Origin of the sequence: Marinobacter sp. LM1 (genome assembly GCF_042763285.1) — a bacterium.
In the GTDB taxonomy this organism is placed as follows: Bacteria; Pseudomonadota; Gammaproteobacteria; order Pseudomonadales; family Oleiphilaceae; genus Marinobacter; species Marinobacter nauticus.
Genome location: NZ_CP114373.1, coordinates 24,246 through 49,058, shown reverse-complemented (window position 1 = coordinate 49,058; position 24,813 = coordinate 24,246). Strand labels below are relative to the sequence as shown.

Below are 24,813 nucleotides of genomic sequence, written 5' to 3'. Positions count from 1 at the left end.
CGCGTGCCTTGAATCTTTGCGTTCGGTAATGTCGCCGCAGAATCCCCGCAGCATATTACGTTGTTATTCCCGTTACTATAGAAGAAGTCCCGGAATTTGTGATGTTATCTTTTGTTCTTCGAGTGATTTCTGCAGCCATCGAAGCGCATTCGTGAAAGATTTTAACTATTAACTGATCAGTTTGTACTCAATCGGCGAATTATTGGATAATAGGCACCGTCAGGCGGACGTTATTACCTTGAACCCGGGAACTCTGCCAGCATTAACGGTTCATACTGTCGGAATCTCTGGATTCATCATAGGCAGACCAAGAAAATTTGCGCAGTACGCTGTCGCATTTCGGCAATCGGTTTCACAGCGTTACAAATGGTAAAATTCTGCGCTGGGCAGCCCGTCAAACAGGCTGACATTAGAGATTGCCCGATACACACAGGCCAGAAGCAAGAGCATTATGATTCGAGAAATTCTTGAGTATCCGGACCCACGACTTCGCACCATCGCCAAGCCGGTGGAGGAAGTGACCGATGACATCCGTACGCTGATCGACGACATGTTCGAGACCATGTACGATGCCCGCGGCATTGGCCTGGCCGCGACCCAGGTGGATGTGCACAAGCAGATCATCGTAATGGATCTGTCCGAAGATAAAACCGAGCCGCGGGTGTTCATCAACCCGAAAGTGGAAGTGCTGGATGGCGAGCTCGAAGCCATGCAGGAAGGCTGCCTGTCGGTACCGGGGTTCTATGAAGATGTGAAGCGCATCGAGCACTGCCGGATTACCGCCAAGGATCGCGACGGCAAGGAGTTTGTCCTGGAGGCTGAAGGCCTGCTGGCAGTTTGCATCCAGCATGAAATGGACCACCTGAATGGCAAGCTGTTTGTCGATTACCTGAGCCAGCTCAAACGTAATCGCATTCGCAAGAAGCTGGAAAAGCTGCACAAGCAGAGCGCCTGAGGCGCTGCCAGCATAGACCGAATTCAGGACCGGGTTACGACCCGGTTTTTTCGTATCAACGACACAGAGAAGCAACCAACGTGCGCATTGTGTTTGCCGGCACGCCGGATTTCGCCGCCACCGCCCTGAAAACCCTGCTGAATGCCGGTTACGACATCGTCGGCGTTTACACCCAGCCTGATCGCCCCGCCGGCCGCGGCCGCAAACTGATGCCCAGCCCGGTTAAACAGGTGGCACTGGATACTGGTATTCCCGTGTATCAACCGGTCAGTCTGAAGCCAGAAGAGGCCCAACAGGAACTGGCGTCACTGCAACCGGATGTGATGATCGTGGCTGCCTATGGCCTGATTCTGCCCAAGGCAGTGCTGAACATACCAACCCATGGCTGCCTGAACATTCACGCCTCCCTGCTGCCGCGATGGCGTGGCGCCGCCCCTATCCAGCGGGCGATTGCCGCCGGCGATGCCGAAACCGGAATCACCATCATGCAGATGGACGAGGGCCTGGATACCGGCGACATGTTGCTGAAACTGGACACCCCCATCAGCGCCGACGATACCGGCGGCAGCCTGCATGACCGGCTGGCCGAGATGGGCGGCAAGGCTATTGTGCAGGCCATGGAGCGGCTGGCCAAGGGCGATCTGACCGGCGAAGTCCAGAATGAGGCAGAGGCCAACTACGCCCATAAGCTGTCGAAGGAAGAGGGCCACATCGACTGGAGCCGAAGCGCGCAGGAAATCGAACGACTGATTCGCGCGTTCAACCCCTGGCCCGGTACCTTTACCGATCTTGGCGAGCAACGTATCCGTATTCATCAGGCCAGCGCCCTGAAGCAGGGCAGCGACAAGGGTCCCGGTACCGTGATTGCCCGGGAGCGGGACGGTGTAGACGTTGCCTGCGGCACCGGCACGCTCAGAATCACTTCCGCGCAGTTACCAGGCAGCAAGGCCCAGAGCATCAACGATCTGATCAACGGTGGTAAGCAGGTATTGCTGCCCGGCCAGGAGCTGAACTGACCATGGCCTACCAGCCCCTGCCATTCCGCGCCATTGCCGCCAACGTATTGCTGGCGGTGGAACAGGGCCAGTCGTTATCCCAATGCCTGCCCCCCGCCCTGAACCAGTTACCACCGGAACAACGGCCACAGCTGCAAGCTATCTGTTATGGCACCTGCCGCTGGTTTCACCGACTTGAGAGCGAGCTGAACCAGCGCCTGAAAAAGCCCCTGCGCAAGCCGGACCGGATCATTCACCACCTGATGCTGGTGGCCCTGTTCCAGTTGCGTTACAGCGAACAGGCCACCTACGCGGTACTGAACGAAACCGTGGAGGCTTGCCGGGCACTGGACAAGCCCCACCTGACCGGTCTGGTCAACGGAGTGCTGCGGGCCGCCGAAAGGGAAGGGGCGCCAGCGCCGAAAGACGATAGTGGCCGCTTCAGTCATCCGGTGTGGATGGTGGAGAAGCTTCGCCACAACTGGCCGGACGATTGGCAGGCCATCCTTGAAGCCAACAACCAGCAGGCACCCATGACCCTGCGGGTCAATGCCCTGCGCTTCAAACGCGACGAGTACCTGAACCTGTTGTCGGAAGCCGGCATCGAGGCCCACGCCACGCGCTTTGCCCCCAGCGGCATCCAGCTCCAACGGCCGGTGCCGGTGGACCGACTGCCCTGGTTCGAGGACGGCGCGGTCAGTGTTCAGGATGAAGCCGCCCAATTGTGTACGACTCTAATGGATCTGCAGCCAGGCCAGCGGGTACTGGATGCCTGCGCCGCGCCCGGAGGCAAGAGCTGCGCCATCCTTGAAGCCTGTGGCGAACTGGACGAAGTGGTGGCCATCGACGAATCCGCCGAGCGCCTGCCCCGGGTCCAGGAAAACCTGGACCGGCTCGACCTGCACGCCACCCTGACCCAGGCCGATGCCGCCGATATCGACAGCTGGTGGGACGGCACGCCCTTCGACCGCATCCTGCTGGACGTTCCCTGCAGCGCTACCGGCGTGATCCGCCGGCACCCGGACATCAAACTGTTGCGCCGGGAGTCCGACATCGTGCCTCTGGCCAGTATCCAGCTTGGCCTGCTGGAGGCCATGTGGTCTATCCTGAAGCCCGGTGGGCGACTGGTGTATGCCACCTGTTCGGTGTTTCCACAGGAGAACCACCGTATAATCCAGCGGTTCCTGAAGCAGCAGAATCAGGCAACGCTGAAGACCATCGACGCAGACTGGGGCCGGGACATGAACACCGGGCGTCAGCTGTTCCCAGACCCGGACAGCCATGACGGCTTTTTCTACGCCGTGCTGGAGAAACCTGAACCATGAAAATCCTGATTCTCGGCGCCGGCCAGGTCGGCGGCACCCTGGCGGAAAACCTGGCAAACGAAGCCAACGACATCACCGTGGTGGACAACGACAGCGCCCGCCTTCGCGAACTGCAGGACCGGCTCGACATCCGCACCATGCATGGCCGCGCCTCCTATCCCACGGTATTGCGACAGGCCGGTGCCGAAGATGCCGACATGATCATCGCGGTAACCAACAGCGATGAAACCAACATGGTGGCGTGCCAGGTCTCCAAGCTGCTGTACAAGACCCCCACTACCATCTGCCGTGTGCGTGCCGGCGCCTATCTGGCCAAGCCGGAACTGTTCTACAACCGGGATACGGTCAAGGACCTGGACAGCCTGAGAGGCTTCCCCCTGGACGTTCTGATCAGTCCCGAACATCTGGTAACCCAGCACATTACCCGGCTGATTGAATACCCCGGTGCCCTGCAGGTACTGGAGTTCTCCAAGGGCCTGACCCGACTGGTCGCCATTCGCGCCACCGAGGGCGGCCCACTGGTGGGGCACGAACTGTCCTACCTTCGCACCCACATGCCCAAGATCGATACCCGGGTGGCGGCGATTTTCCGCAAGGACCGGGCGATCATGCCCCAGGGCGATACCGTAATTGAAGACGGCGACGAGGTGTTCTTTATCGCCGCCGCCGACCATATCCGCTCGGTGATGAGCGAACTGCAACCGCTGGAGAAGCCCTACAAACGCATCTTCATCTGCGGCGGTGGCAACATCGGCTACCGGCTGGCCAACACCCTGGAAGACCGCTATCAGGTGAAACTCCTGGAACGGGACCATGAACGCTGCGTGATGCTGTCCGAGCGCCTGCGCAAGACCGTGGTACTGGAAGGTAATGCAGCCAACAAGGACATCCTGCTGGAAGAGAACATCGAGAATACCGATGTGTTCTGCGCCGTCACCAACGACGACGAAGCCAACATCATGGCCTCGTTGCTGGCCAAGCGACTGGGTGCCCGCAAGGTCCTGACCCTGATCAACAACCCCGATTACGTGGACCTGATCCAGGGCGGCGATATCGACGTGGCCATCTCACCCCAGCAGACCACCATCGGCAGCCTGCTTACCCACGTGCGCCGTGGTGATGTGGTGAACGTGCACGCCCTGCGCCGGGGCGCGGCCGAAGCCATTGAGGCCATCGCCCACGGCGACCACCGTTCCTCCAAGGTGGTTGGCAAACGCCTGGACGAAATCAATCTGCCATCCGGAACGACCATTGGTGCCATTGTCCGGCACAACGAAGTGCTCATCGCCCACGACCACCTTCGGGTGCAACCAGACGACCACGTGATCCTGTTCCTGGTGGACAAGTCGCGCATACGGGACGTCGAGAAACTGTTCCAGGTGGGCCTCACGTTCTTCTGATTGATCTCAGGCAAAACAACACCCTGGCTGGCACTTAGAAATGCGGCGCCGGCCAGCGTATAATGCGCGTTTTCAAATTTTCGGAGTGCCCCGGAACCGGGGCCCACACACAGACTGACCAGCAGGCAAACGTCGTGACAGACAAGGCAACCAACAACTCCGCGCCGGACATCAAGACCTTCCAGGGTCTGATCCTGGCATTGCAGAATTTCTGGGCGCAGCACGGCTGCGTGGTTCTCCAGCCCCTGGATATGGAAGTGGGCGCCGGTACCTTCCACCCGGCCACCTTCCTGCGATCCATCGGTCCGGAAACCTGGAACTCCGCCTACGTCCAGCCCAGCCGCCGCCCCACCGACGGCCGTTACGGCGAGAACCCCAACCGCCTGCAGCACTACTACCAGTTCCAGGTGGTTCTGAAGCCGTCTCCGGACAACATTCAGGAGCTGTACCTGGATTCTCTGCGCGCCCTGGGCCTGGACCCGTTGGTGCACGACATCCGCTTTGTCGAAGACAACTGGGAATCGCCGACCCTGGGCGCCTGGGGCCTGGGCTGGGAAATCTGGCTGAACGGTATGGAAGTGACCCAGTTCACTTACTTCCAGCAGGTAGGCGGCCTGGAATGCTATCCGGTCACCGGCGAGCTGACCTACGGCCTTGAGCGTATCGCCATGTACCTGCAGGGTGTGGACAGCGTGTATGACCTGGTCTGGACCAATGGCCCGGATGGCGTGGTTACCTACGGCGACGTGTTCCATCAGCAAGAGGTGGAAATGTCCACCTACAACTTCGAACATGCCGACACCGAGTTCCTGTTCCACAGCTTCGATGTCTATGAGCGGGAAAGCGCCCGCCTGATCGACGCAGGTCTGCCACTGCCGGCCTATGAGCAGGTGCTCAAGGCCTCCCACACATTCAACCTGCTGGACGCCCGTCACGCCATCTCCGTGACCGAGCGCCAGCGTTTCATCCTGCGTGTACGTACCCTGGCTCGCTCCGTGGCCCAGGCCTACTTCGAGAGCCGTCGCAAGCTGGGCTTCCCGCTGGCCCCGGAACACCTCCGCAAGGAAGTGCTGGCCGCCGCTGAAGCCGCCGACGCCAAGGCCAGTAAAAAGGGCAAGAAAGCCAACAAGGCACCGCAGGAACAGGGGAACGCATAATCATGGCAACTCAGGATTTTCTGGTCGAACTGGGCACCGAGGAGCTGCCTCCGAAAGCTCTCAAGCCCCTCTCTGACGCTTTCACCCAGGGCATTGTCAAAGGCCTGGAAGAAGCCGGCGTAGCCTTTGGTGCGGTGGAAAGCTTCGCAGCACCCCGTCGTCTGGCGGTACGTATCCGGGACCTGGCCGATGCCCAGCCGGACAAATCGGTCGAGAAGCGCGGCCCGGCCGTGAAAGCAGCGTTTGATGATTCCGGTAACCCCACCCGGGCGTTGACCGGCTTCGCCACCTCCCTGGGGATTACCCCGGATCAGCTCGACACCATGGAGACCGACAAGGGTGCCTGGCTGGTGTACCGTACCGTTGAGAAGGGCAAGCCCACCGTAGAACTGATGCCGGATCTGGTGGACAAATCCCTGGCCGCCCTGCCCATTCCCAAACGCATGCGCTGGGGTGCCTGGAAGACGGAATTCGTGCGCCCGGTACACTGGCTGATTCTGTTGTACGGCAACAAGGTGATTGAAGCACCGGTGATGAACCTCAAGCCCGGCAACAAGACCCGTGGCCACAGGTTCCACTGCCCGAAAGAGCTGATTGTGCCCACCCCGGCCGACTACGAAGTGGTGCTCAAGCAGGAAGGCTACGTGCTGGCAGACTTCGCCGAGCGTCGTGAGCAGATCCGCGCCGGCGTGGCCGCGCTGGCGGAGAAAGAAGCCGGCGGCAAGGCCGTGATCGACGAAGACCTGCTGGACGAAGTGACGGCCCTGAACGAATGGCCGGTACCCTTGATGGGGCGCTTCGAGGAGCGCTTCCTGGATGTACCCGCGGAAGCCCTGATCTCCTCCATGAAGGAACATCAGAAGTACTTCCACGTGGTGGATGCCGGCGGGAAGATGCTGCCGCTGTTCATCACCGTGGCCAACCTGGAGAGTAAAGACCCGGCCCAGGTGATTTCCGGTAACGAGAAAGTGATTCGCCCGCGCCTGTCCGACGCCGCCTTCTTCTACGACACCGACCGCAAGACCAGACTGGAAGACCGCGTCGAGGCACTCAAGCCCATCGTGTTCCAGGACAAGCTGGGCAGCATCTACGACAAATCTGTACGGGTAGCAGCCCTGGCCAAAAAGATTGCCGAAGCCATCAACAGCGACCCGGCCCTGGCCGAGCGTGCTGCCATGCTCGCCAAGACCGATCTGGTCACCGAAATGGTGCTGGAGTTCACCGACCTGCAGGGCATTATGGGTCAGTACTACGCGGCCAATGACGGCGAACATGCCGATGTCGCCAAGGCCCTGAACGAGCAGTACATGCCGCGCTTTGCCGGCGACGACCTGCCCACCACCCTGACCGGTTGTGCGGTGGCCATTGCTGACCGCATCGATTCCCTGGTCGGCCTGTTCGGCATCAACCAGCCGCCGTCCGGCACCCGGGATCCGTTTGCCCTGCGCCGTGCTTCTCTCGGTGTGCTGCGCATCATCATCGAACGTGAACTGCCGCTGGACCTGCAGACAGTCTGCGAGTGGGCGGAAGAAAACTTCTCCGTGCTGACCGAGAAGAACACCGCCAGCACCGTGGTGGACTACATGCTGGAGCGTTTCCGTGCCCACTATGATGAGCAGGGCATCGGCGCCGAAGTGTACCTGGCGGTGCACGCCCGCCGCCCAACCCGCCCGCTGGACTTCGACCGCCGGGTAAAAGCCGTGGAAGCCTTCCGCCAGCTGCCAGAGGCACAGGCCCTGGCCGGCGCCAACAAGCGGGTTTCCAACATCCTCACCAAACAGGGTGGTGACAGCATCGGCGAGACCGTAGACACCTCTCTGTTGCAGGATGCTGCCGAGAAAACCCTGGCTACGAAGGTGGAAGAGCAGGCACAGAAAGTACTGCCGATGTTCGAGCAGGGTGACTACGCCAGTGCGCTGACGTCGCTGGCCAGCCTGCGTGAGCCGGTCGACACCTTCTTTGACGAAGTGATGGTGATGGCCGACGACGACGCCGTGCGCAACAATCGTCTGGCACTACTGAACCGCCTGCGCAACCTGTTCTTGCGAGTGGCCGACATCTCCCTGCTGCCCACGGCAGGCTGAGGCACACAGGCCGCTGGTTCACAATAAACCAGCGGCCTGCATATCCTGCTTTTCCACTCAGCTGCGCCAGAAGTCCGGCGACAACATCACAAACACACTCAACAGCTCCAACCGGCCCAGAATCATGGCGCCCATCAGAACCCATTTGGCCGCATCCGGCAACGTCTGGAAATTGCCTGCCGGGCCGATGGTATCGCCCAGTCCTGGCCCGACATTCGTCAAAGCCGTAGCGGCTCCGGAAAGACTGGTCACCAGATCCAGCCCCAGCGCCCCCAGAATCGCCGTCACCAGCGCCAGCGTCGCCAGAAAAATGAAAGAGAAGGCGACACTGGAGGCCACGATATCGTCACCAATCACCCGCCCGTTGTAGTTGCGGGCAAACACCGCGTGAGGGTGCAGCAAACGACGTACCTGCTCCCTGAGCAATAGCATGGACAGCTGGAACCGGAAGATTTTCATGCCGCCAGACGTGGACCCGGAACACCCGCCGACAAAGGTAATGAACAGGAATACCACCACCGCAAACGGGCCCCACAAAGAGTAATCCGTGGAGGCGAAGCCGGTTGTGGTTACCACAGACGTGACATTGAACAGCGCTGAAACAAAGGTCTCAAACGGATCTACCGGCTCCCTCAGAACCCGGTAAATGGTCAGCAACGCAGCGACAATCACCAGGAACCGGAGAAAGAAACGAACCTGCTGATCCCGCAACAGTGGCTGTCGCTGTCCGTGAATAAACCGTACAAACAGAAAGAACGGCATGGCGCCCATGGCCATGAAAACCGTCGACGCCAGTAGAATGGACGGCGAATCAAACTGCCCCATGGAGCTGTCCGAGGTGGAATAGCCCCCGGTCGATACTGTAGTCAACGCGTGATTCAGCGCCTGAAAGAAACTCATCCCCAGCAGCCAGTAGGTGAGCACGCAACCGAGCGTCAAGCCCAGATAGATGAGTACCAGGCTGCGGGCCAGGTGGCTGGTGCGGGGCACCGCTTTCTCGTTCCATTCGGACGATTCGGTCGCAAACAGCCGCATACCGCCAATCCGGAGAAACGGCAGGATGGCAACCGCCATACCGATGATCCCGATACCGCCCATCCATTGCATGATCGAACGCCAGAGCAGAATGTCGTCCGGCAGATGATCCAGGCCGGTAAGAACGGTGGAACCCGTAGTGGTCACGCCGGAAATGCTCTCAAAGAAAGCATCGGTCATGCTCAGCTTCATGTCACTCAGCAGCAGCGGCAAACTGGAGAATAACGGAATCACAACCCACGCCGACACCGTCAGCATGAACATCTGCTGCTGGCGTAGCGCGTGTTTCCGCCGCCCCGCCAAAGCCAGAGCCGCGGCACCAATGCTGAAACAGACCACCGAGGATTTCACGAACGCCAGCCAATCCGGCGTATCACCGAATACCAGCAGGTTAACCGGAAGGGTCATGAGGAAACTGAGCAGGATGAGCAGAAAACCGAGGATCTGAACAATGGGGATAATGTTCACAGGGCAGGGGGCTCCGATGTCCGGACACAGGCCAGTCGCAACGCCTTACAAGGCAAGGCGGCATCCACGCCGCTGTTATACGCCCATTCAACCGGGTTTACCACTGCCAGGGCGAGGCTTCTGCTTGCCACCGATCCGGACAATCCACGACAGAATTTTTGAATTCCAGCCCGGGGAAGGGGTAGCAAAACCGCCGCCAATGCGTATAATACCGGCCGTTGATCGGCGTGTGGCGCAGCTTGGTAGCGCACTTCGTTCGGGACGAAGGGGTCGCAGGTTCGAATCCTGCCACGCCGACCACTTTCCCTTCTTGATTTATCTTTCCCTATTTCAGTTTTCCAATAATATTTCATTCTGGGTTGTTACACCCCAGCCCAATGAATTTCTGTATCCTTAGTCAATCTGCTCATGATTAAAGGGGTGTTTTGATGAATGAGGCGATCGCCCGGCTGCGTCAATTCCGGGATGACAGAGACTGGAAGCAGTTCCACAACCCGAAAGATCTATCGCTGGCCCTGAGTATCGAGGCTTCGGAACTGCTGGAGTTATTTCTATGGAAATCTCCCGAACAGGCCGATGTCAGCAAAGTAAAAGAAGAACTCGCCGATGTGATTGCCTATGCGTTACTGCTGGCAGACAGCTATGAGCTGGATGTGGAGCAGATTGTGCTCGACAAGATTGCCCTGAACGAAAAGAAATACCCGGTCAGCAAAGCCAGGGGAACCGCGAAGAAGTACACCGAGCTATGAGCCAATCGCCGATGGCTGAGATTCAGCGCTACCCCTTCAGCAAGGACGCCCTGAACGATTTGCGCGACAATGCCTTTGCTGCGGGTAACTGGCCCTTGGTCTACGTACTCAGTGACGAAAAGCACGGGCGTGCCTACATCGGCGAAACCACCGACACGCTCACCCGCATGAGCACCCACCTCAAACACGACGAAAAGCAGCTGCTGACCGCGGTTCACCTGATCACCAGCGAGTATTTCAACAAATCCGCAACGCTGGATGTGGAATCCCTGCTGATCAAGTACATGGCCGCCGATGGCAAGTACACCCTGCTCAACGGCAACCTGGGGCTGGCCGACCACAACTATTACCAGCGCAGCGCCTTGTATGAAGAAGTCTTCCGGGAAGTCTGGAACCGGTTAATAGCCAAGGGCGTTGTGTCCCGCACCCTGGACCACCTTGATAACTCCGATGTCTTCAAATACTCGCCCTACAAATCCCTGTCCTTCGATCAGCGTCAGGGACTTCTCACCATACTGCATGAACTGACCAACCCCGGTGTCCAGAATATTGTGGTGGAAGGGGGAGCCGGAACCGGCAAGTCGGTCCTGGCCATTTTTCTGTTCAAACTACTAACCTCCGAAGATCACCAGATCAGCCTGCGGGAATTTTCCGACGAGGAGGCTGAGATCCACGCTCTGCTAAAATCCCTCAGAGAAACACTGCCCAAACCCAAAATGGCGCTGGTGGTGCCCATGACCTCCTTCCGAACCACCCTGAAGAATGCGTTCAAGCACGTTGCCGGGCTTAGCTCCGACATGGTGATCAGCCCGTCCGAGCTGACCAAACAGCGCTACGATATTGTTCTGGTTGACGAATCCCACCGTCTGCGCAAGCGCAAGAATCTGGGTGCCTATTTCGGCAGTTTCGACAAAGCCTGTCAGGCTCTGGATATGGACAAGCATACCTGCAGCGAAGTGGACTGGGTGTGCCAGCAAGCCAACAAGGCGATTTTCTTCTACGACGAAGGCCAGTCCATCAAACCCTCCGACGCCGATGTCGAAGTGTTCCAGCTCCTTAAAGCTGCCAAGGGCTCGGTGACCCACCGGTTACTCTCCCAGTTCCGGGTCAAGGCCGGGCAACCCTATGTGGAGTTTGTGGATAAGTTACTGAAAGGCGGTGTTGATGACGGCGTGGTGTTCACCGCCAAAAACTACGAATTTGAAGTATTTGATTCGCTCAGTGACATGGTCAGTACAATTCACGAGAAAGAGCAGCAGGTCGGACTGTCCAGACTGATCGCCGGCTACTCCTGGCCCTGGGCCTCGAAGAAGGATTGTGAGGCCTACGACATCGTGATCGATGACGTTCAGCTCCGCTGGAACAGCACCAATACCGACTGGATCAACAAGGCAGGATCGCACCGGGAAGTCGGCTGCATTCACACCACCCAGGGTTACGACCTGAACTACGCCGGCATTATCTTCGGCGAGGAGATCCGGTACGACCCGGAAAGCCAAGTCATTGTCATAGAGAAAGGCAACTACCACGACCGCACCGGCGGCCAGGGCATCAAAGACCCAGAAGAACTGAAGCAGTACATCATCAACATCTACCGTACCATCATGCTCCGAGGTATTCGCGGCACTTTTGTCTACGCATGTGATGATGCGCTAAGGGATTACCTGAAACAGCACATTCCCGTTCATAGTTCTGGCCAACCAGAGCCTGAAAACACCAACGTGGTGGAGCTTGAACCTTACGTAAACGCTGTGCCGCTGTTCGATCTGCAAGCGGCTGCGGGAGGGTTCGGAGAACTTAGTGAGGTTAGCGAGCTTGACCCCAATAGGCACTTAGACTGGGTTGCTGTGCCCGAAGGAGTCCGGGTGCGCAAAGACATGTTTGCCTGCCGGGTGTTCGGCGAATCCATGAACCGGGTTATTCCGAATGGTGCCGTGTGCCTGTTCCGAACCGACCGTGGTGGTTCCAGAAACGGGAAGACCGTACTGGTTGAATGTATCGACAGTGTTGATGCCGAGTCAGGTTCACGCTACACCGTGAAAGTCTATGAAAGCTATAAGGTTGATGACGAACAAGGCTGGCGTCATACCCGTATTCAACTGAGCCCCAACTCTTACGATGACAATTTTCAGCCCCTTGAGCTGACAGATGAAGAAGCACTTAAATATCGGGTGGTTGGGGAATTTGTTGGCGTCATTGATGATTAGCATTCAACTCGATGGTGTTTGACAACCCAACTCCGCCATATCAGACTTCAAATCACATCCGCCCCTTGGCAGTAAGCCTCCCTCAACTATCCCGAGGGTGTGCCGAGCCCTTGGGGCTTTTTCTTTTTTTGAGTATTCCGGAACGCCACAATGACCACGGCAAACATCAACACAGACATGTTGACCTGGGCGCGGGAGCGCTCTGGTATCTCTGTGCCTGATTTTGCCCGGCGCTGCGGTATTTCTGAGGAGCGACTTCGGGAATGGGAGTCCGGCGAACGAAAACTGACGTTCAACCAGGCAATGCGATTCGCTGAAAAAGCGCATGTGCCGTTTGGCTATCTGTTCTTGGCAAAGCCACCTGAGGAAGTCTTACCCATTCCGGACCTGCGCACCCTCGAAGGCCAAGGTGTACAGCGCCCGAGCGCAGAATTGCTAGACCTGGTCAAACTGATGATGCAACGCCAGGAATGGTACCGGGAGTACCTTCAACAGCATTTTGCCGAGGCCAACCCCTATGTCGGCCGCGCTTCCTATTCTGACTCCGTGGAGTCCATTGTCGAAGACATCCGCGCGTGCCTGGGTGTTGAGCCCCACCCAACCAGAGGTAAATGGGATGATTACTATCGGGATTTAGTCCAGCGTATTGAATCCTTGGGGATTCTCGTTATGCGTCAGGGTAATCTTGGGCACCATAGCCGTCCGCTCAACGTTGATGAATTCCGTGGGTTCGCGATTGTTGATGAGTATGCTCCGATCATTTTTGTGAATCACAGCGACGCGCTGGGTGCGCGCCTTTTCACACTGATTCATGAACTTTGCCATATCTGGATTGGCCAATCCGGGATCTCTGACGGCAACACCAACACCCATCGTCAGGAAGAGGTTCTGTGTAACGCTGTTGCTGCAGAATTTCTGGTGCCTGCCCAGGAGTTCAGGGCACTCTGGCAACACGATTCTGAAAGCTGGGAAGACAACCTGCCGCCGCTTGAGGCTCATTTCCACGTAAGTACCTGGGCGCTAGCCAGGCGTGCTTTAACGCTCAATTTTATATCCCAGCAAGAGTATGGCCGCTACATTTTTGAGCAGAAAATGCGCCACGAACAGCGGAAAGGAAGCGGTGGCCCGACTTACTACCAAACCAAAAAGGCACAGATTAGTCGCCAATTCTCCCAGGCCGTTGTCGGTGAAGCCTTGAGTGGCCAACTGTTGCTGCGGGAAGCAGGTGAACTTCTGGGTGGAATCAAACCGGGGAAAATTGAGACGTTCGCTAGGGAGTTAGGCGTTTGAGATATTTGCTGGATGCGAATACCTACATACAAGCCAAGAATCAATACTACGGCATGGATATCTGCCCCGCGTACTGGGACTGGCTGGACTTACAGTTCGAGCAAGGCCTGATCGGCAGTGTGGATATGATCGGCCGGGAGCTGCGGGACGGCAACGATGACCTGGCAGACTGGGTGCGAGAAAGACCTGGGCATTTCATCAGCAATGACGACGAAGCAACCCAAAGTGCCTTTGCCGCCATTGTGCAATCCGTCATGGAAGGTGATTACAACGCCGGTAATCGTGATAGTTTTCTGGCAAAAGCCGATCCCTGGATTATTGCTAAAGCACAATGCCTCGGGGCTACTGTCGTCACTCATGAATCGGTAGTTGCACCAAACGCCCGGAAGGTAAAAGTTCCAAATATATGTCAGCAGTTTGACGTTACCTGCATCAATACGTTTCAGTTCCTTCGAGAGTTAAATGCCCGATTTGTGCTGGGGACATAAGGAACTCAAACGATTTCAGGCTTTGCCTGGCAGCCACCACGGTCAACGCGACTGCTCCACCACAATCAACTCCCCAAGCTCAAATCCCTCTGCCTCAGCCCGCTCCTTGAACGCGTCCAGCACCTCATCGCTCACCTCCGGCGTGCGCGACATCAGCCACAGGTAATCCCGGTCATACCCGGTGATATACGCGGTGGTGTATTGGTCATCCAGCTCAAACACCACGTAGGACGCATAGAAAGGTCCAAAGAACGATACTTTCAGGTGGCCTACATCGCTGTCGCCCACAAACACCGCGCGGCCTTCGGCTTCTTTCCACTCACCGGCTTCGGCGTTGTAGCCCCGGTTGATCACTTTGATACTGCCGTCATTGTTTAGACTGTATTCGGCGGTAACCTGGCTCAGGCCCTCTTCGAACGAGTGATCTAACCGGGCGATCTCGTACCAGGTGCCCAGGTAACGCTGCTGGTCAAAACCGGTCACTGGTTCAATGCCCTTGGGCACACCGGTGCAGCCCGTCATCAGAAACAGTAACACGATTACAGCCAATCCAGTCTTCATGACAAACTCCCAAAGAACAGTCGTGAACCAACGCAAAGCCACAGGCAAAGATCGTCAAACAGGTGTTAAGCTCTGAAACACCCTGGCGCTCGTATACCCAGCGCTAACCAACCAAGGAGTCGAATATGATCGGATACGTCACACTCGGAGTCAGCGATATGGGCCGGGCCAAGCAGTTCTACACGGATCTGCTGGCAGATCTGGGCGCCAAGGTGCTGATGGACATGGACCGAATTGCGTTTATTGGCAAGAGCATGGGAGCCCCCATGCTGGCCGTCTGCACCCCGTTCAACGGTGAACCTAACCATCCCGGCAACGGCAATATGGTGGCCATTCCGGCGGGCTCCAAAGAAGCCGTGGATAAGTTGTACCACAAGGCCATTGAACTGGGCGCCACCTGCGATGGCGAACCGGGGCAGCGTATTCCGGAGATGTTCTACGGCGCCTATGTGCGCGACCCGGATGGCAACAAGCTGGCGTTCTTCGAATTCGGCTAAGCGTCGACCGCCACCACCCCGGTTGGGTGGTGGCTTACTGACTTACACCGAGAGATGGCGACGGAAGAGCAACAACGCCGCCGTGAAGAACACCCCGCCAATGGCCATCAGAGCCAGCATCTGTGGCCACACCACCTCCAGCCCCGCACCGCGGTACAGAATGGCCTGGGCCATGCTGACAAAGTGGGTGGTGGGCGACGCCAGCATCAGATCCTGCACCAGCTCGGGCATGCTTTCCCGGGGCGTGATTCCGCCCGACAGCAACTGCAAGGGCAGAATGGTGAGAATCAGCAGCAGGCCAAACTGGGGCATGGTTCGGGCCACGGTGCCGATCAGAATGCCGATGGCGGTGGTGGAAAACAGGTGAATCAGGGCGCCGAGCAGAAACAGCAACACCGACCCTGCCACCGGCACCTGTAGCCAACCCTGGATCACCAGCGTTACCGACAGCGCCGCGGCCAGTAACACCACCAGACCATTGGCCCACACCTTGGACGCCATGATTTCGAAAGGCCGCAACGGCATCACCATCAGATGCTCCACAGTCCCGTGCTCCCGCTCCCGGATCAGTGCTGCCCCGGTAAGAATGATGCTGATCAGGGTCACCTGGGTGATCAGCTCCATGACACCGCCAAACCAGGTTCCGTCCAGATTGGGGTTGTAACTCACCCGGGTGACCAGCTCGATCGGTAGCCCGGTGCTGGCAGAGCTACCCGGTTGCAGAAACTCCGCCACTTCTGCCATCGCAAAGCGCTGAATGTAATTGGTGCCTATAAAGGCCTGGCTCATGCGGGTGGCGTCGATGTTCAGCTGCAACGCTACCGGGTTGCCCTGCCGGACATCCCGCTCAAAGCTTTCGGGGATCACCAGGGCAAAGGTATGGCTGCCCTTGTCCAGCAAGTCGTCAATGTCACCGTAGGCCACCAGATCCGGCGTCAGGAACCATGGCTGCTGGAGCGAATTGATGATGCGACCAGACAACACCGTCTGATCTTCGTCCACCACGGCGATCGGTGCGTTGTGAAGCTCCATGGAGCCAGCGGAACCTGCGGTGTAGATCATCACCGTAAACGCCACCAGCACAAACACCATCAATGCCTTGTCCTGCCACAGACTGCGCAGTTCCTTGATACCCAGGTGCCAGATGTTGCGTAAGGAATTCATGTCAGCGCCCCTGTTTTCTGAGCAGCGCCACCGCCATTACGGTCAGCACCGGAACGAACGCCGCCAGGGCCAGGAACGCGCCCTGCATATCTGCCAGCGACAGGCCTTTGGTAAACACGCCACGGCTGATCTGCAGGAACCAGGTCGCCGGCCAGACCGGACCGATCAACGCGCCGGCACCGCTCAGGGACGACACCGGTTCGGTCAGGCCGGAGAACTGCACGGTCGGCAGGATGGTGAGAATCGCAGTGGCCGCCAGGGCGGCAATCTGGGTCGAGGCAAAGGTCGACATCACCTGACCCAGGGCCGTGGTGGCGGTCACAAAGAGCAGGGCGCCGAAGGTGAGCGTCAGCAGGCTGCCTTTGATCTCGACATCAAACACGTACACCGCCAGCAAGACCAGGCTCACGTAGCTGATCATACTGAACGCGATGTAGGGCAGCTGTTTGCCCAGCAAGAACTCCACCCGGGTGACCGGAGTGACGTACAGGTTGGTGATGGAGCCCAGTTCCTTTTCCCGGACGATGCCCAGGGCCATCAGAATGGCCGGAATAAAGATCAGCAAAATGGGGATAACCGCTGGCACCATCGCATCCAGGCTCCGGAAGTCCTGGTTGTAGCGATACCGGTCCTCCAGCGTGACCAGTGTCAGTGTGGGTACCACGCCCAGAGTGCGCTGGGCCAGCTCCGTCAGGTAACTGATGTGCATGCCTTCAACGTAACCCAGGATGGTCTCGCCCCGGAAAGGCATGGCACCATCCACCCAAACCGCCATTTCAGTCGGTCGCCCCCGTTTCAGGTCTTTGCCGAAGCCCGGCGGAATCTCAATAGCCAGGCTTAGCTCGCCGGAGCGCATGCGTTGTTCCAGCTCCTGGATATTCTGCAACTCCGGTTGTTGCAGGAAATATCGGGAGCCGGACACCGCCGCGATGTAATCCCGGCTCTGGGGTGTCTGGTCCCGATCCAGCACGGCGAACGACAGGTCTTCTACATCCAGGGTAATGCCGTAACCCAGGATCAGCATCAACAACGCGGAACCGATAAAGGCGAAGGCCATTCGAATGGGATCCCGCAACAGTTCCCTCGCTTCCCGGGTGGCGTAAGCCAGCAAGCGCCGGGGACTGAACACGGTCGGCCGGTCACCATGACTGGCGGGCTCCAGAGCCAGTTGGTCGGCGCCGGTCTCCGGCTCTTTATCCACCGCTTCCAGGGTTTTCATGAACGCGCCTTCCAGGCTGTCGGTGCCAGAGGCTTCAACCAGTCGATCGGGCGTATCGCAAGCCAATACTTCGCCCGCGTGCATGAGCGAAATCCGGTCGCAGCGCTCACCCTCGTTCATGAAATGAGTGGAGATAAAAATGGTCACGCCATCTTCCCGCGACAGGCGCATCAACAATTGCCAGAACCGGTTGCGGGCCCCCGGGTCGACGCCTGAGGTAGGTTCATCCAGGATCAGCAATTCGGGCTCGTGCACCACAGCCACGGCCAGGGACAGCCGCTGGCGAACCCCAAGTGGCAGGGCGCCTGCTCGCTGGTCCAGTACATCTTCAAGACCGAACTCCCGAACCAGCACCGAAATACGCTCCGGGATTTTGGTGTCCGGCAGGTGAAACAGCCGGGCATGCAGATCCAGATTCTGGCGCACGGTGAGCTCACCATAGAGCGAGAAGGCCTGGGACATGTAGCCCACCTTCTGCCGGGTGGCCAGGTCTTTGGCATCCAGTGGTTCACCGAACAGCCGGACTTCGCCTTCTGTTGGGGTCAGCAATCCGGTGAGCATTTTCATGGTGGTGGTCTTGCCACAACCGTTGGATCCCAGAAAACCGAAGATTTCGCCTTTCGGGATGGAAAAGCTGACGTTACGAACCGCCGTAAAGCTGCCAAACCGCAGGGTCAGATGCTCAGCCTCAATGGCCGGCGTCTGGTTTTCCCCGGTTGGCTCTCGCTGCGCAGCAATAGCCGTATCGCCGCTTTCCTGCACCTGTCGGTTTTCGGGTAACAGCGCGATGAAGGCATCGTCCAGCGTCTCGGTATTGGTCTGCTCACGGAGTTCGGCCGGTGAGCCTGTGGCCAGTACCTTGCCCTCGTCCATGGCCACCAGCCAGTCGTAACGTTCGGCTTCTTCCATGTAGGCCGTGGCCACCAACACGCTCATACCGCTGCGTTGTCGGCGAATGGTATCGATCAGATCCCAGAAACGCTTGCGGGAGAGCGGGTCCACGCCGGTGGTGGGTTCATCCAGAATCAGCAGATCGGGGCTGTGGATAAGGGCACAGCACAGCCCCAGCTTCTGTTTCATACCGCCGGACAGCTTGCCGGCGGGACGGTCCCGGAAAGACAACAACCCGGTAGCTTCAAGCAACCGGTCAATCTGATCCTTCCTGGAGGGGCCTCGCAAACCAAACAGATCGGCGAAGAAGGCGATGTTCTCGTCCACCGTCAGCGTATGGTAGAGATTACCGCCCAGTCCCTGGGGCATATAGGCAATGCGGGGGGCGACCCGGTTACGAAACCTCTGGCTGCGCATATCGCCGCCAAGCACCTGCAACTCGCCGGTCTGCAACTCACGGGCACCGGCAAGCAGGCCCAACAGTGTGGATTTGCCCACCCCGTCCGGGCCGATCAGCCCAACCATGCAGCCAGACGGAAACGTCAGGGATAGTTCAGACAGCGCATCGGTTTCCCCGTAGCGATGGCTGACTCCTTCCAGCCGGGCCACGGTCTCAGTCATTGGGCAAAGCCACTTTCAGGCTCTCGGGCCAGGGCTGGCCCTCATCCAGTCTTACGTAGGCTTCGCCCGGTACGCCGGTTTTCACCCGGTCCCGATAGGCTTTTAGCAACTCCGGATCAATCCGGATACGAACCCGGAACATCAGCTTCTCCCGCTCGCTGCGGGTTTCCACTGACTTCGGCGTGAACTGGGCTTCGGCGGCGACGAAGCTGACTTCCGCTGGCACCACATAGTCCGGCAGGGCATCAAGAACGATCCGGGCTTCAGAGCCAACCCGGACTTTGCCCGCCTGGGCTGTGGGCAGGAAGATGGTCATGTACACATCGGTGACATCCAGTACCGTGGCTACCTTGCCACCGGCGGCCAGCACCTCGCCCGGCTCCGCCAGCCGATACAGAACCCGGCCACCCACCGGCGTGGTCAACTGACTGTCATCAATATTGGTCTGGATACGGCGGGCACTGGCTTTGGCAGCTTCGATACTGGCATCGGCAGACGCCACTTGTACTCTGGCGGCCTGCAATGCCGCCTCGGCGGTTTCCGCCGCGGTACGGGCGCGGTCCAACTGCTCCTGAGAGGCATGGCCCCGATCGGCCAGCGATTCAATACGGGCCAGTTCGGCTTGGGCATACCGACGCTCGCTTTCCCGTTGGGCCACCACTGCCTCGGCCAGTCGCCGGCTCTGCTCGGCCTGGTGCAAACTGGCTTGCGCCGCTGCCAGGCTGGCCTCAAGTTCGTCGGTATCCATCACAGCCAGCAACATGCCGGCTTCAACCATGTCGCCCTCGCGGACTTCGAAAGATTCCAGGCGTCCGGGTATTCGGGTGGCAATATCGACTTCGGTGGCTTCAATACGACCGTTACCAGAGCCAATATGCTCCGGCACCTGATCGCCTTTCGGCATCAGGTACCAGGCTGCAACGGCAATCAGGGCCACGATCAGCACAACGAGAAAAAGTTTGGGAGCGGTGTTGGTGCTTTTCTGGGCCATGTGTCGTCCTTGAGGGGAAGAATAGGTATGACAGGGTAAGTATAGAGCAGAAGTGTGACGTTCAGGCTGACGGGAATCAAGATAGCTTCCAATCTATCCCGCCCGTCAGCTTGCCACGAACTCAGTAAGCGCCGCGGATCAGGTCGATACCGGGCTTGAGCACGCTACGCCACGCCTCTCGGAGTTCGGGCGTGTATTCCGGATCGTGAGCGCGAACCGTTTTCAGCAATGCCTCCTGCCAGAGGTCGTACCACTCAGGCTGAATATTGTAATTGTGGCGATTATGGCTTTCTCCCAGATCCCGCAATTTGCGGTCGGACATACCCCGGGCAACCAGAATGATCTGCATCACACCGTTACGCAGCAGATGGCGCTGAGCAGACATATCCGTGTTCAGAAACCGATTGCGGATGGCATCGGAGCTGGACATAAAGAAGTCGTAGAAATCCACAAAGAATTCATCCTTGCGGCAGCAGCGACCATAGCTCTGGAAAACAAGATCGGTCGGGTTCATTTGCAATCAGTGTCCTTGATCATCGGAGGGGTTGTCATTAAGGGCCACGAATTCTAAGCAAGCGAACAGGTTTTTCCATAGTGATATGTAACAACTGACGTCGATCGCGACAATTTGACGCTCTCTGAATCAGGTGTTGGTGAACCACCAGGTCGGCAACAGGCCCCGCACCGGTCGTTTCAGAAAACGGTCATCAATCAGCCAGATGACCCCCCGGTCTTCCGGAGTGCGGATCACCCGGCCAGCGGCCTGGGCCACTTTCTGCAGGCCGGGGATCAGGTAAGTGTAGTTATAGCCTTCGCCAAATCGTTGTTGCAGACGGTCTTTGAGGATTTCATGCCAGGCATCAAACGGTGGCAGGCCAAGGGTAGCCACAAAGGCGCCAATCAGCTGGTCACCAGGCAGATCGATGCCTTCGCTGAACACGCCGCCGAGTACCGCGAAAGCGATGCTGCCTTCAGGCTTCCGAAAGCCAGCCAGGAACTGCCGACGCTGCTCCGCACTCATCCCCGGTTGCTGTGAACGCTGGGGAATATCAGGTGCCTGTTTTGCCAACGCATCGCTCACCTCTTTAGCGTATTTAAAGCTGCTGAAGAACGCCAGGTAGTGGCCCGGCCGTGTCCGGTACTGTTTGGCGATCAGTTCGGCGACGGGCTGCAGGCTGGCTTCACGATGCACCTGCCGGGTGCTGATGCCGGGTGTGAACTCAACCTTCAGTTGTCCGGCGCTGAAAGGGCTGGGCAGGGACGTGAAGCGGGCGTCTTCCGGCAAACCAAGCAAATCCCGGTAATACACGCCGGGGCTGAGGGTTGCGGAGAACAGCAGCACCGAGTGAGCGGCTTTGAAGCGCTCAATGAGGAAATCCGCCGGGATCAGGTTCTGGATGGTCAGGCTGGCCCGGCCACGGCCGCTGCGCTGGAATTCGCACAGGGAATGATCACCAAAGCTGTCTGCCAGTTTCATGAAGGCCACACTTTCGAACATCACTTCCTGCAGGGCCAGGTCCGGGGGGTTGTCAGCCAGGTAGTCGGTGATCACCGAGACCATGGCCTGCAGGGCACCCAGCAATTGCGACGGCAGAATCGGGAGGAACACCGGCTGGGCCTGTTCGCCGTGATCCCGGATCAGCGCCTGCCAGGCCCGAGCGGTGCGATCCAGGGCGGCTTTCACCGGTTTCGGGGCGGTTTTTTTCAGCTTCAACAAGCGCTGCTGTTCCAGCTGCACCGAGTACATGCCCCGGGCCCGGTCTACCAGATTGTGGGCTTCGTCCACCAGCACGCTGGCCTGCCAGTGGTTCTGGCGAATCAGGCCGTGCAGCAGGGCCGACTGATCGAACAGCCGGTTCACATCACCAATCACCAGGTCGCTCCAGCGGACCATTTCCTGGGCGAGGAAGTAGGGGCAAATATCATGACCGGCGGCGATGTTCGCCAATGTCTCTTGAGTTAACGGCTCCTTGCTCTGTACCGCCTCGGCCCGGGCATCGGGCAGGCGGTCGAAGAAGCCCTTGGCCAGCGGGCAGGAGTCGCCGTGGCAGGCTTTGTCCGGGTGTTCGCAGGCGTCGTCCTTCGATACCAGTTCCAGGGTGCGCAGAGGCCAGGGCTGCAACTCATCCTGTGCATGCTGCAGCTTATCCACAGCATCCAGCGCCAGCTGCCGGGCGGTGTTGCGGCAGGTGAGGTAGAACAGCCGGTCCTGCCTCGCGGCAGGCATCGCCATCAGGGCCGGGAACAGGGTACCCAGGGTTTTGCCCAGGCCGGTAGGCGCTTCCAGCAGCAGGGTGCCGGCTTTGACCGAGTTCTTGTACACGGTTTCCGCCAGCTGCCGTTGCCGGGGGCGAAAGTCCGGGAAGGGAAAGCGCAGGTTGGCCAGCAGGGCGTCTCGTTGTTCCCGATGGTGTTCTTCCTGCTCGGCCCAGGCTTTGTACAGACCACACAGGGTTTCCAGCTCCTGCCAGAGCTCGTCGGCTTTGGCGGTTTCGGTGAGCAACGTTTCCTTGTCCCGGCCGATGTCGTAGTAGACCAGCGCCAGTTCCACGCTCTTGCGGTTTTCCTGCCGGCACAGCAAAGCGCCATAGGCCCGTAACTGGGCCCGGTGCAAAGCCTGCTGGTGAGGGCGGATGCGGGACACATCGCCCCGGTGGGTCTTGATTTCTTCCAGCCGGTTCTTGTGCGGATGGTAACCATCAACCCGGCCGGACAGCTCCATTCCGAGAACGAGACCGGTCACTGAAAACTCGCTTTTGTAGCCGTAGCCACGCTTTGACTGGATGGCCTGATGGCCGGCTATGCCCTCCTCGGCGGTGGGTGCAGGGGTGTAGCGGAAATCCAGGTCGCCGTGGCGGGCGGCGAACTCACACAGGGTGCGGACAGCAACTTTCACACAATGGCCTCATCATCCTGCCAGCGCACATAGCACACGCTGGCCGGGATGCCTTGCCGGGCGAAGAACTGCAACCAGCGCACCTGATGGTCCTGCAGGCGGTCGCCAGGGCCTTTCACCTCAATCATTTCATAGCGTTGTTCCGGGTGGTCTGCTTCTGGCACCAGACGGATCAGGTCCGGGAAGCCGCTGCGGTGTTCCTTGATGTTGTTGAGCAGGCGTCGGAACAGGGCCTCCAGGTGGCCCGAGGGAATGCAGTGCAGGGCCAGCTCCAAAAGAGCTTCATCCAAAACCGGCCAGAACACGAAGGGATTGGCGATACCCTGCTTGTTCTTGAAGGTGTCGAGGATTTCCCGGCGATAGGCGCCAGTGCCCAGCAAACGGAACCTTTGCTCGAACGCCTGCTGGCGACGGGCAACGAAGTCTTCCCGGGGCAGGTCTGCCGGACCAATATGAAAAGGATGGAAGAAGGCGCCAGGCAGGGGCTGGAAGATCACCGGCCAGCACAGCAGACCGAACAGGGCGTTTATCAGGGTGTTTTCCACATAGAACACCGGGGCGTCATCCGTGGCCAGATGTTGCAGCGCTGCCCACTCCACCGTACCCGTGTCCGGCTTCGGCAATGTGAGGGTGAATTCCTGCAGTGGGGGGTTATCCACAGGCTTGGGCTGGTCGGCCCCGACCCTGGGCGCCAGCCGCTTCAGCAACCGGGCCAGGCCCTGGGCTTCGGCGTCGCTCAGCTCACTGGTTCGCCACTGACAGGCTATGGCCCAGGCCTCCTGAAAACGCTTCATCCGTTCCAGTAAGCGAAGCTGTTTCAGCCGCGCTTCCCGGTGTCCACTGTTTTCCCAGACCTCAAGCGCCAGTTCCCGTTCGCCCTGTCGCTCCGCCTGCCGGCCCAGTTCCAGCAATAAACGGTCCCGTCGGCTGGCAAGCCAGGGATTATCCACAGGGCCCGGGACATCGGGCCAGACGTCCACCGCCGGTTCGCCATTTTCGAGCCGTTCCCGGCATTGGTGCATCTGCAGGTAGCAATCCACCTCGGCCCGCTGCTGGAAGGCCCGGGATGCCGGGGTAAATGGCACAGACTCGAACTGCTGAACGCCCAGTTCCACCAGCACAAAGTCGGTCCAGCTCTGGCGCAGATTGCCGAAGAACATCAGGCGGATGCGATCGAACAAGGCCATGTCCTGCAACCGGACCACAGTCGAAGCCTCACCGCCACCAGGCAGCCAAGCCCCCAGGGCTCTTGGTGCATTGAACGGTTCCGCCAGCAGCTCCCGCATCCGGGCCTTACCCAGCGTTTTCGGGTGACCCTGCTGTTGCAACCAATCGGCGAACTCCGGCCGTAATTCTGCCAGGGTAAACAGCCGGAACAGGTCGTCCACGCTTAGCTCCGGCGCAGGATCCAGCCAGCCCGCCTGCACCAGTGTCCTGAGTGCTTCCGATTCCGGCACCGGCAGTTCGGGATAACGCAGCTTGTCGGCCCGGAACAGCTCTCCGGTACGCATTACCATGCGGGTCAGCAGCGCCCGGGGCCCGGTGGCCAGGCCGCTGAAGGCCGCCAGCCGGTTTCGCTCCTGTTCCGTTAACAGGTCCGCGTGGTGGTTCGCGACCCAGGCCACCAGAATATCCATGTTCTCCAGATAATAGAGCGGATCATCCAGGCTGGCGGGAACCGGTCGGTGCTTGATCATAGGAATGCAGACGTTGGATTGGCAGAGAGGCACAAACTTTACGCCGGAAGGCGGGCAGGCTCAAACCTGTTCCATGCACAAAAATTAATCATCACGAGCCTTGCCAATTTATTTAATGATAAC

The 24,813-nt window shown here is 58.8% G+C and carries 19 protein-coding genes and 1 tRNA gene; 12 read left to right on the top strand and 8 right to left on the bottom strand.

What is annotated here, in order from left to right:
- Positions 1 to 448: 448 nt before the first annotated feature.
- From def to glyS, 6 genes are all read left to right on the top strand, one after another.
- Positions 449 to 955 carry a peptide deformylase gene (gene def / locus OZ656_RS00165; RefSeq protein ID WP_198324811.1) on the top strand — a complete coding sequence of 169 codons (507 nt, stop codon included), beginning with the start codon at positions 449 to 451 and terminating at the stop codon, positions 953 to 955.
- An 80-nt stretch (positions 956 to 1,035) separates the two neighbouring features.
- The gene (gene fmt, locus OZ656_RS00160; protein WP_011783622.1) at positions 1,036 to 1,971 is read left to right on the top strand and encodes a methionyl-tRNA formyltransferase; all 936 of its coding nucleotides are present in this window, start codon (positions 1,036 to 1,038) and stop codon (positions 1,969 to 1,971) included.
- Positions 1,972 to 1,973: 2 nt separating this feature from the next.
- On the top strand, positions 1,974 to 3,275 hold the full coding sequence (rsmB, locus tag OZ656_RS00155; RefSeq protein ID WP_141066715.1) for a 16S rRNA (cytosine(967)-C(5))-methyltransferase RsmB: 1,302 nt from the start codon (positions 1,974 to 1,976) through the stop codon (positions 3,273 to 3,275).
- Positions 3,272 to 4,675: a Trk system potassium transporter TrkA gene (gene trkA / locus OZ656_RS00150; RefSeq protein WP_014420019.1), complete on the top strand. Its 1,404-nt coding sequence runs from the start codon at positions 3,272 to 3,274 to the stop codon at positions 4,673 to 4,675. The genes rsmB and trkA overlap by 4 nt, the downstream gene beginning before the upstream one ends.
- Before the next feature lie 134 nt (positions 4,676 to 4,809).
- Positions 4,810 to 5,832 carry a glycine--tRNA ligase subunit alpha gene (glyQ, locus tag OZ656_RS00145; protein WP_036149746.1) on the top strand — a complete coding sequence of 341 codons (1,023 nt, stop codon included), beginning with the start codon at positions 4,810 to 4,812 and terminating at the stop codon, positions 5,830 to 5,832.
- Positions 5,833 to 5,834: 2 nt separating this feature from the next.
- Positions 5,835 to 7,916 carry a glycine--tRNA ligase subunit beta gene (gene glyS, locus OZ656_RS00140; RefSeq protein ID WP_379944873.1) on the top strand — a complete coding sequence of 694 codons (2,082 nt, stop codon included), beginning with the start codon at positions 5,835 to 5,837 and terminating at the stop codon, positions 7,914 to 7,916.
- 57 nt (positions 7,917 to 7,973) lie between these two features.
- Here glyS and OZ656_RS00135 read toward each other — a convergent pair whose 3' ends face one another.
- Positions 7,974 to 9,419 carry a TrkH family potassium uptake protein gene (locus OZ656_RS00135; protein ID WP_189383312.1) on the bottom strand — a complete coding sequence of 482 codons (1,446 nt, stop codon included), beginning with the start codon at positions 9,417 to 9,419 and terminating at the stop codon, positions 7,974 to 7,976.
- Positions 9,420 to 9,642: 223 nt separating this feature from the next.
- Here OZ656_RS00135 and OZ656_RS00130 point away from each other — a divergent pair.
- The 5 genes from OZ656_RS00130 (at position 9,643) to OZ656_RS00110 (ending at position 14,153) form a co-directional block, all read left to right on the top strand.
- A tRNA-Pro gene (locus OZ656_RS00130) sits at positions 9,643 to 9,719 on the top strand.
- 128 nt (positions 9,720 to 9,847) lie between these two features.
- Positions 9,848 to 10,168 (top strand): nucleotide pyrophosphohydrolase, encoded by a 321-nt coding sequence (locus OZ656_RS00125; protein WP_141066713.1) that lies wholly within the window; start codon positions 9,848 to 9,850, stop codon positions 10,166 to 10,168.
- An 11-nt stretch (positions 10,169 to 10,179) separates the two neighbouring features.
- A complete protein-coding gene (locus OZ656_RS00120) occupies positions 10,180 to 12,375 on the top strand; it encodes a DNA/RNA helicase domain-containing protein (protein ID WP_227548773.1) in 2,196 nt (731 codons plus the stop codon).
- A 150-nt stretch (positions 12,376 to 12,525) separates the two neighbouring features.
- Entirely contained in the window at positions 12,526 to 13,665 is a 1,140-nt protein-coding gene (locus OZ656_RS00115) for an ImmA/IrrE family metallo-endopeptidase (RefSeq protein ID WP_141066711.1), read from the top strand.
- Positions 13,662 to 14,153, top strand: a complete 492-nt coding sequence (locus tag OZ656_RS00110; protein ID WP_141066710.1) for a DUF4411 family protein — start codon at positions 13,662 to 13,664, stop codon at positions 14,151 to 14,153. The genes OZ656_RS00115 and OZ656_RS00110 overlap by 4 nt, the downstream gene beginning before the upstream one ends.
- Before the next feature lie 42 nt (positions 14,154 to 14,195).
- On the opposite strand, the gene OZ656_RS00105 is transcribed toward OZ656_RS00110, so the two are convergent.
- Positions 14,196 to 14,714 (bottom strand): lipocalin family protein, encoded by a 519-nt coding sequence (locus tag OZ656_RS00105; protein ID WP_272998779.1) that lies wholly within the window; start codon positions 14,712 to 14,714, stop codon positions 14,196 to 14,198.
- A 125-nt stretch (positions 14,715 to 14,839) separates the two neighbouring features.
- Between OZ656_RS00105 and OZ656_RS00100 the strand changes: the two genes are divergently transcribed.
- Positions 14,840 to 15,211, top strand: a complete 372-nt coding sequence (locus OZ656_RS00100) for a VOC family protein (RefSeq protein WP_141066708.1) — start codon at positions 14,840 to 14,842, stop codon at positions 15,209 to 15,211.
- 42 nt (positions 15,212 to 15,253) lie between these two features.
- Here OZ656_RS00100 and OZ656_RS00095 read toward each other — a convergent pair whose 3' ends face one another.
- The 6 genes from OZ656_RS00095 to OZ656_RS00070 form a co-directional block, all read right to left on the bottom strand.
- On the bottom strand, positions 15,254 to 16,375 hold the full coding sequence (locus tag OZ656_RS00095) for an ABC transporter permease (protein WP_379944872.1): 1,122 nt from the start codon (positions 16,373 to 16,375) through the stop codon (positions 15,254 to 15,256).
- A gap of 1 nt (position 16,376) precedes the next feature.
- Positions 16,377 to 19,106, bottom strand: coding sequence for a ribosome-associated ATPase/putative transporter RbbA (rbbA, locus tag OZ656_RS00090; RefSeq protein ID WP_153739709.1), 2,730 nt, complete (start codon positions 19,104 to 19,106; stop codon positions 16,377 to 16,379).
- Positions 19,099 to 20,097 carry an HlyD family secretion protein gene (locus tag OZ656_RS00085; protein WP_022992636.1) on the bottom strand — a complete coding sequence of 333 codons (999 nt, stop codon included), beginning with the start codon at positions 20,095 to 20,097 and terminating at the stop codon, positions 19,099 to 19,101. Before OZ656_RS00085 ends, rbbA begins: the two co-directional genes overlap by 8 nt.
- A 121-nt stretch (positions 20,098 to 20,218) precedes the next feature.
- Positions 20,219 to 20,611, bottom strand: coding sequence for a globin domain-containing protein (locus OZ656_RS00080; RefSeq protein ID WP_011783597.1), 393 nt, complete (start codon positions 20,609 to 20,611; stop codon positions 20,219 to 20,221).
- Positions 20,612 to 20,740: 129 nt separating this feature from the next.
- Positions 20,741 to 22,993, bottom strand: coding sequence for a helicase C-terminal domain-containing protein (locus OZ656_RS00075; RefSeq protein ID WP_379944871.1), 2,253 nt, complete (start codon positions 22,991 to 22,993; stop codon positions 20,741 to 20,743).
- A complete protein-coding gene (locus OZ656_RS00070) occupies positions 22,990 to 24,690 on the bottom strand; it encodes a VRR-NUC domain-containing protein (RefSeq protein WP_379944870.1) in 1,701 nt (566 codons plus the stop codon). Before OZ656_RS00070 ends, OZ656_RS00075 begins: the two co-directional genes overlap by 4 nt.
- Positions 24,691 to 24,813: the final 123 nt, after the last annotated feature.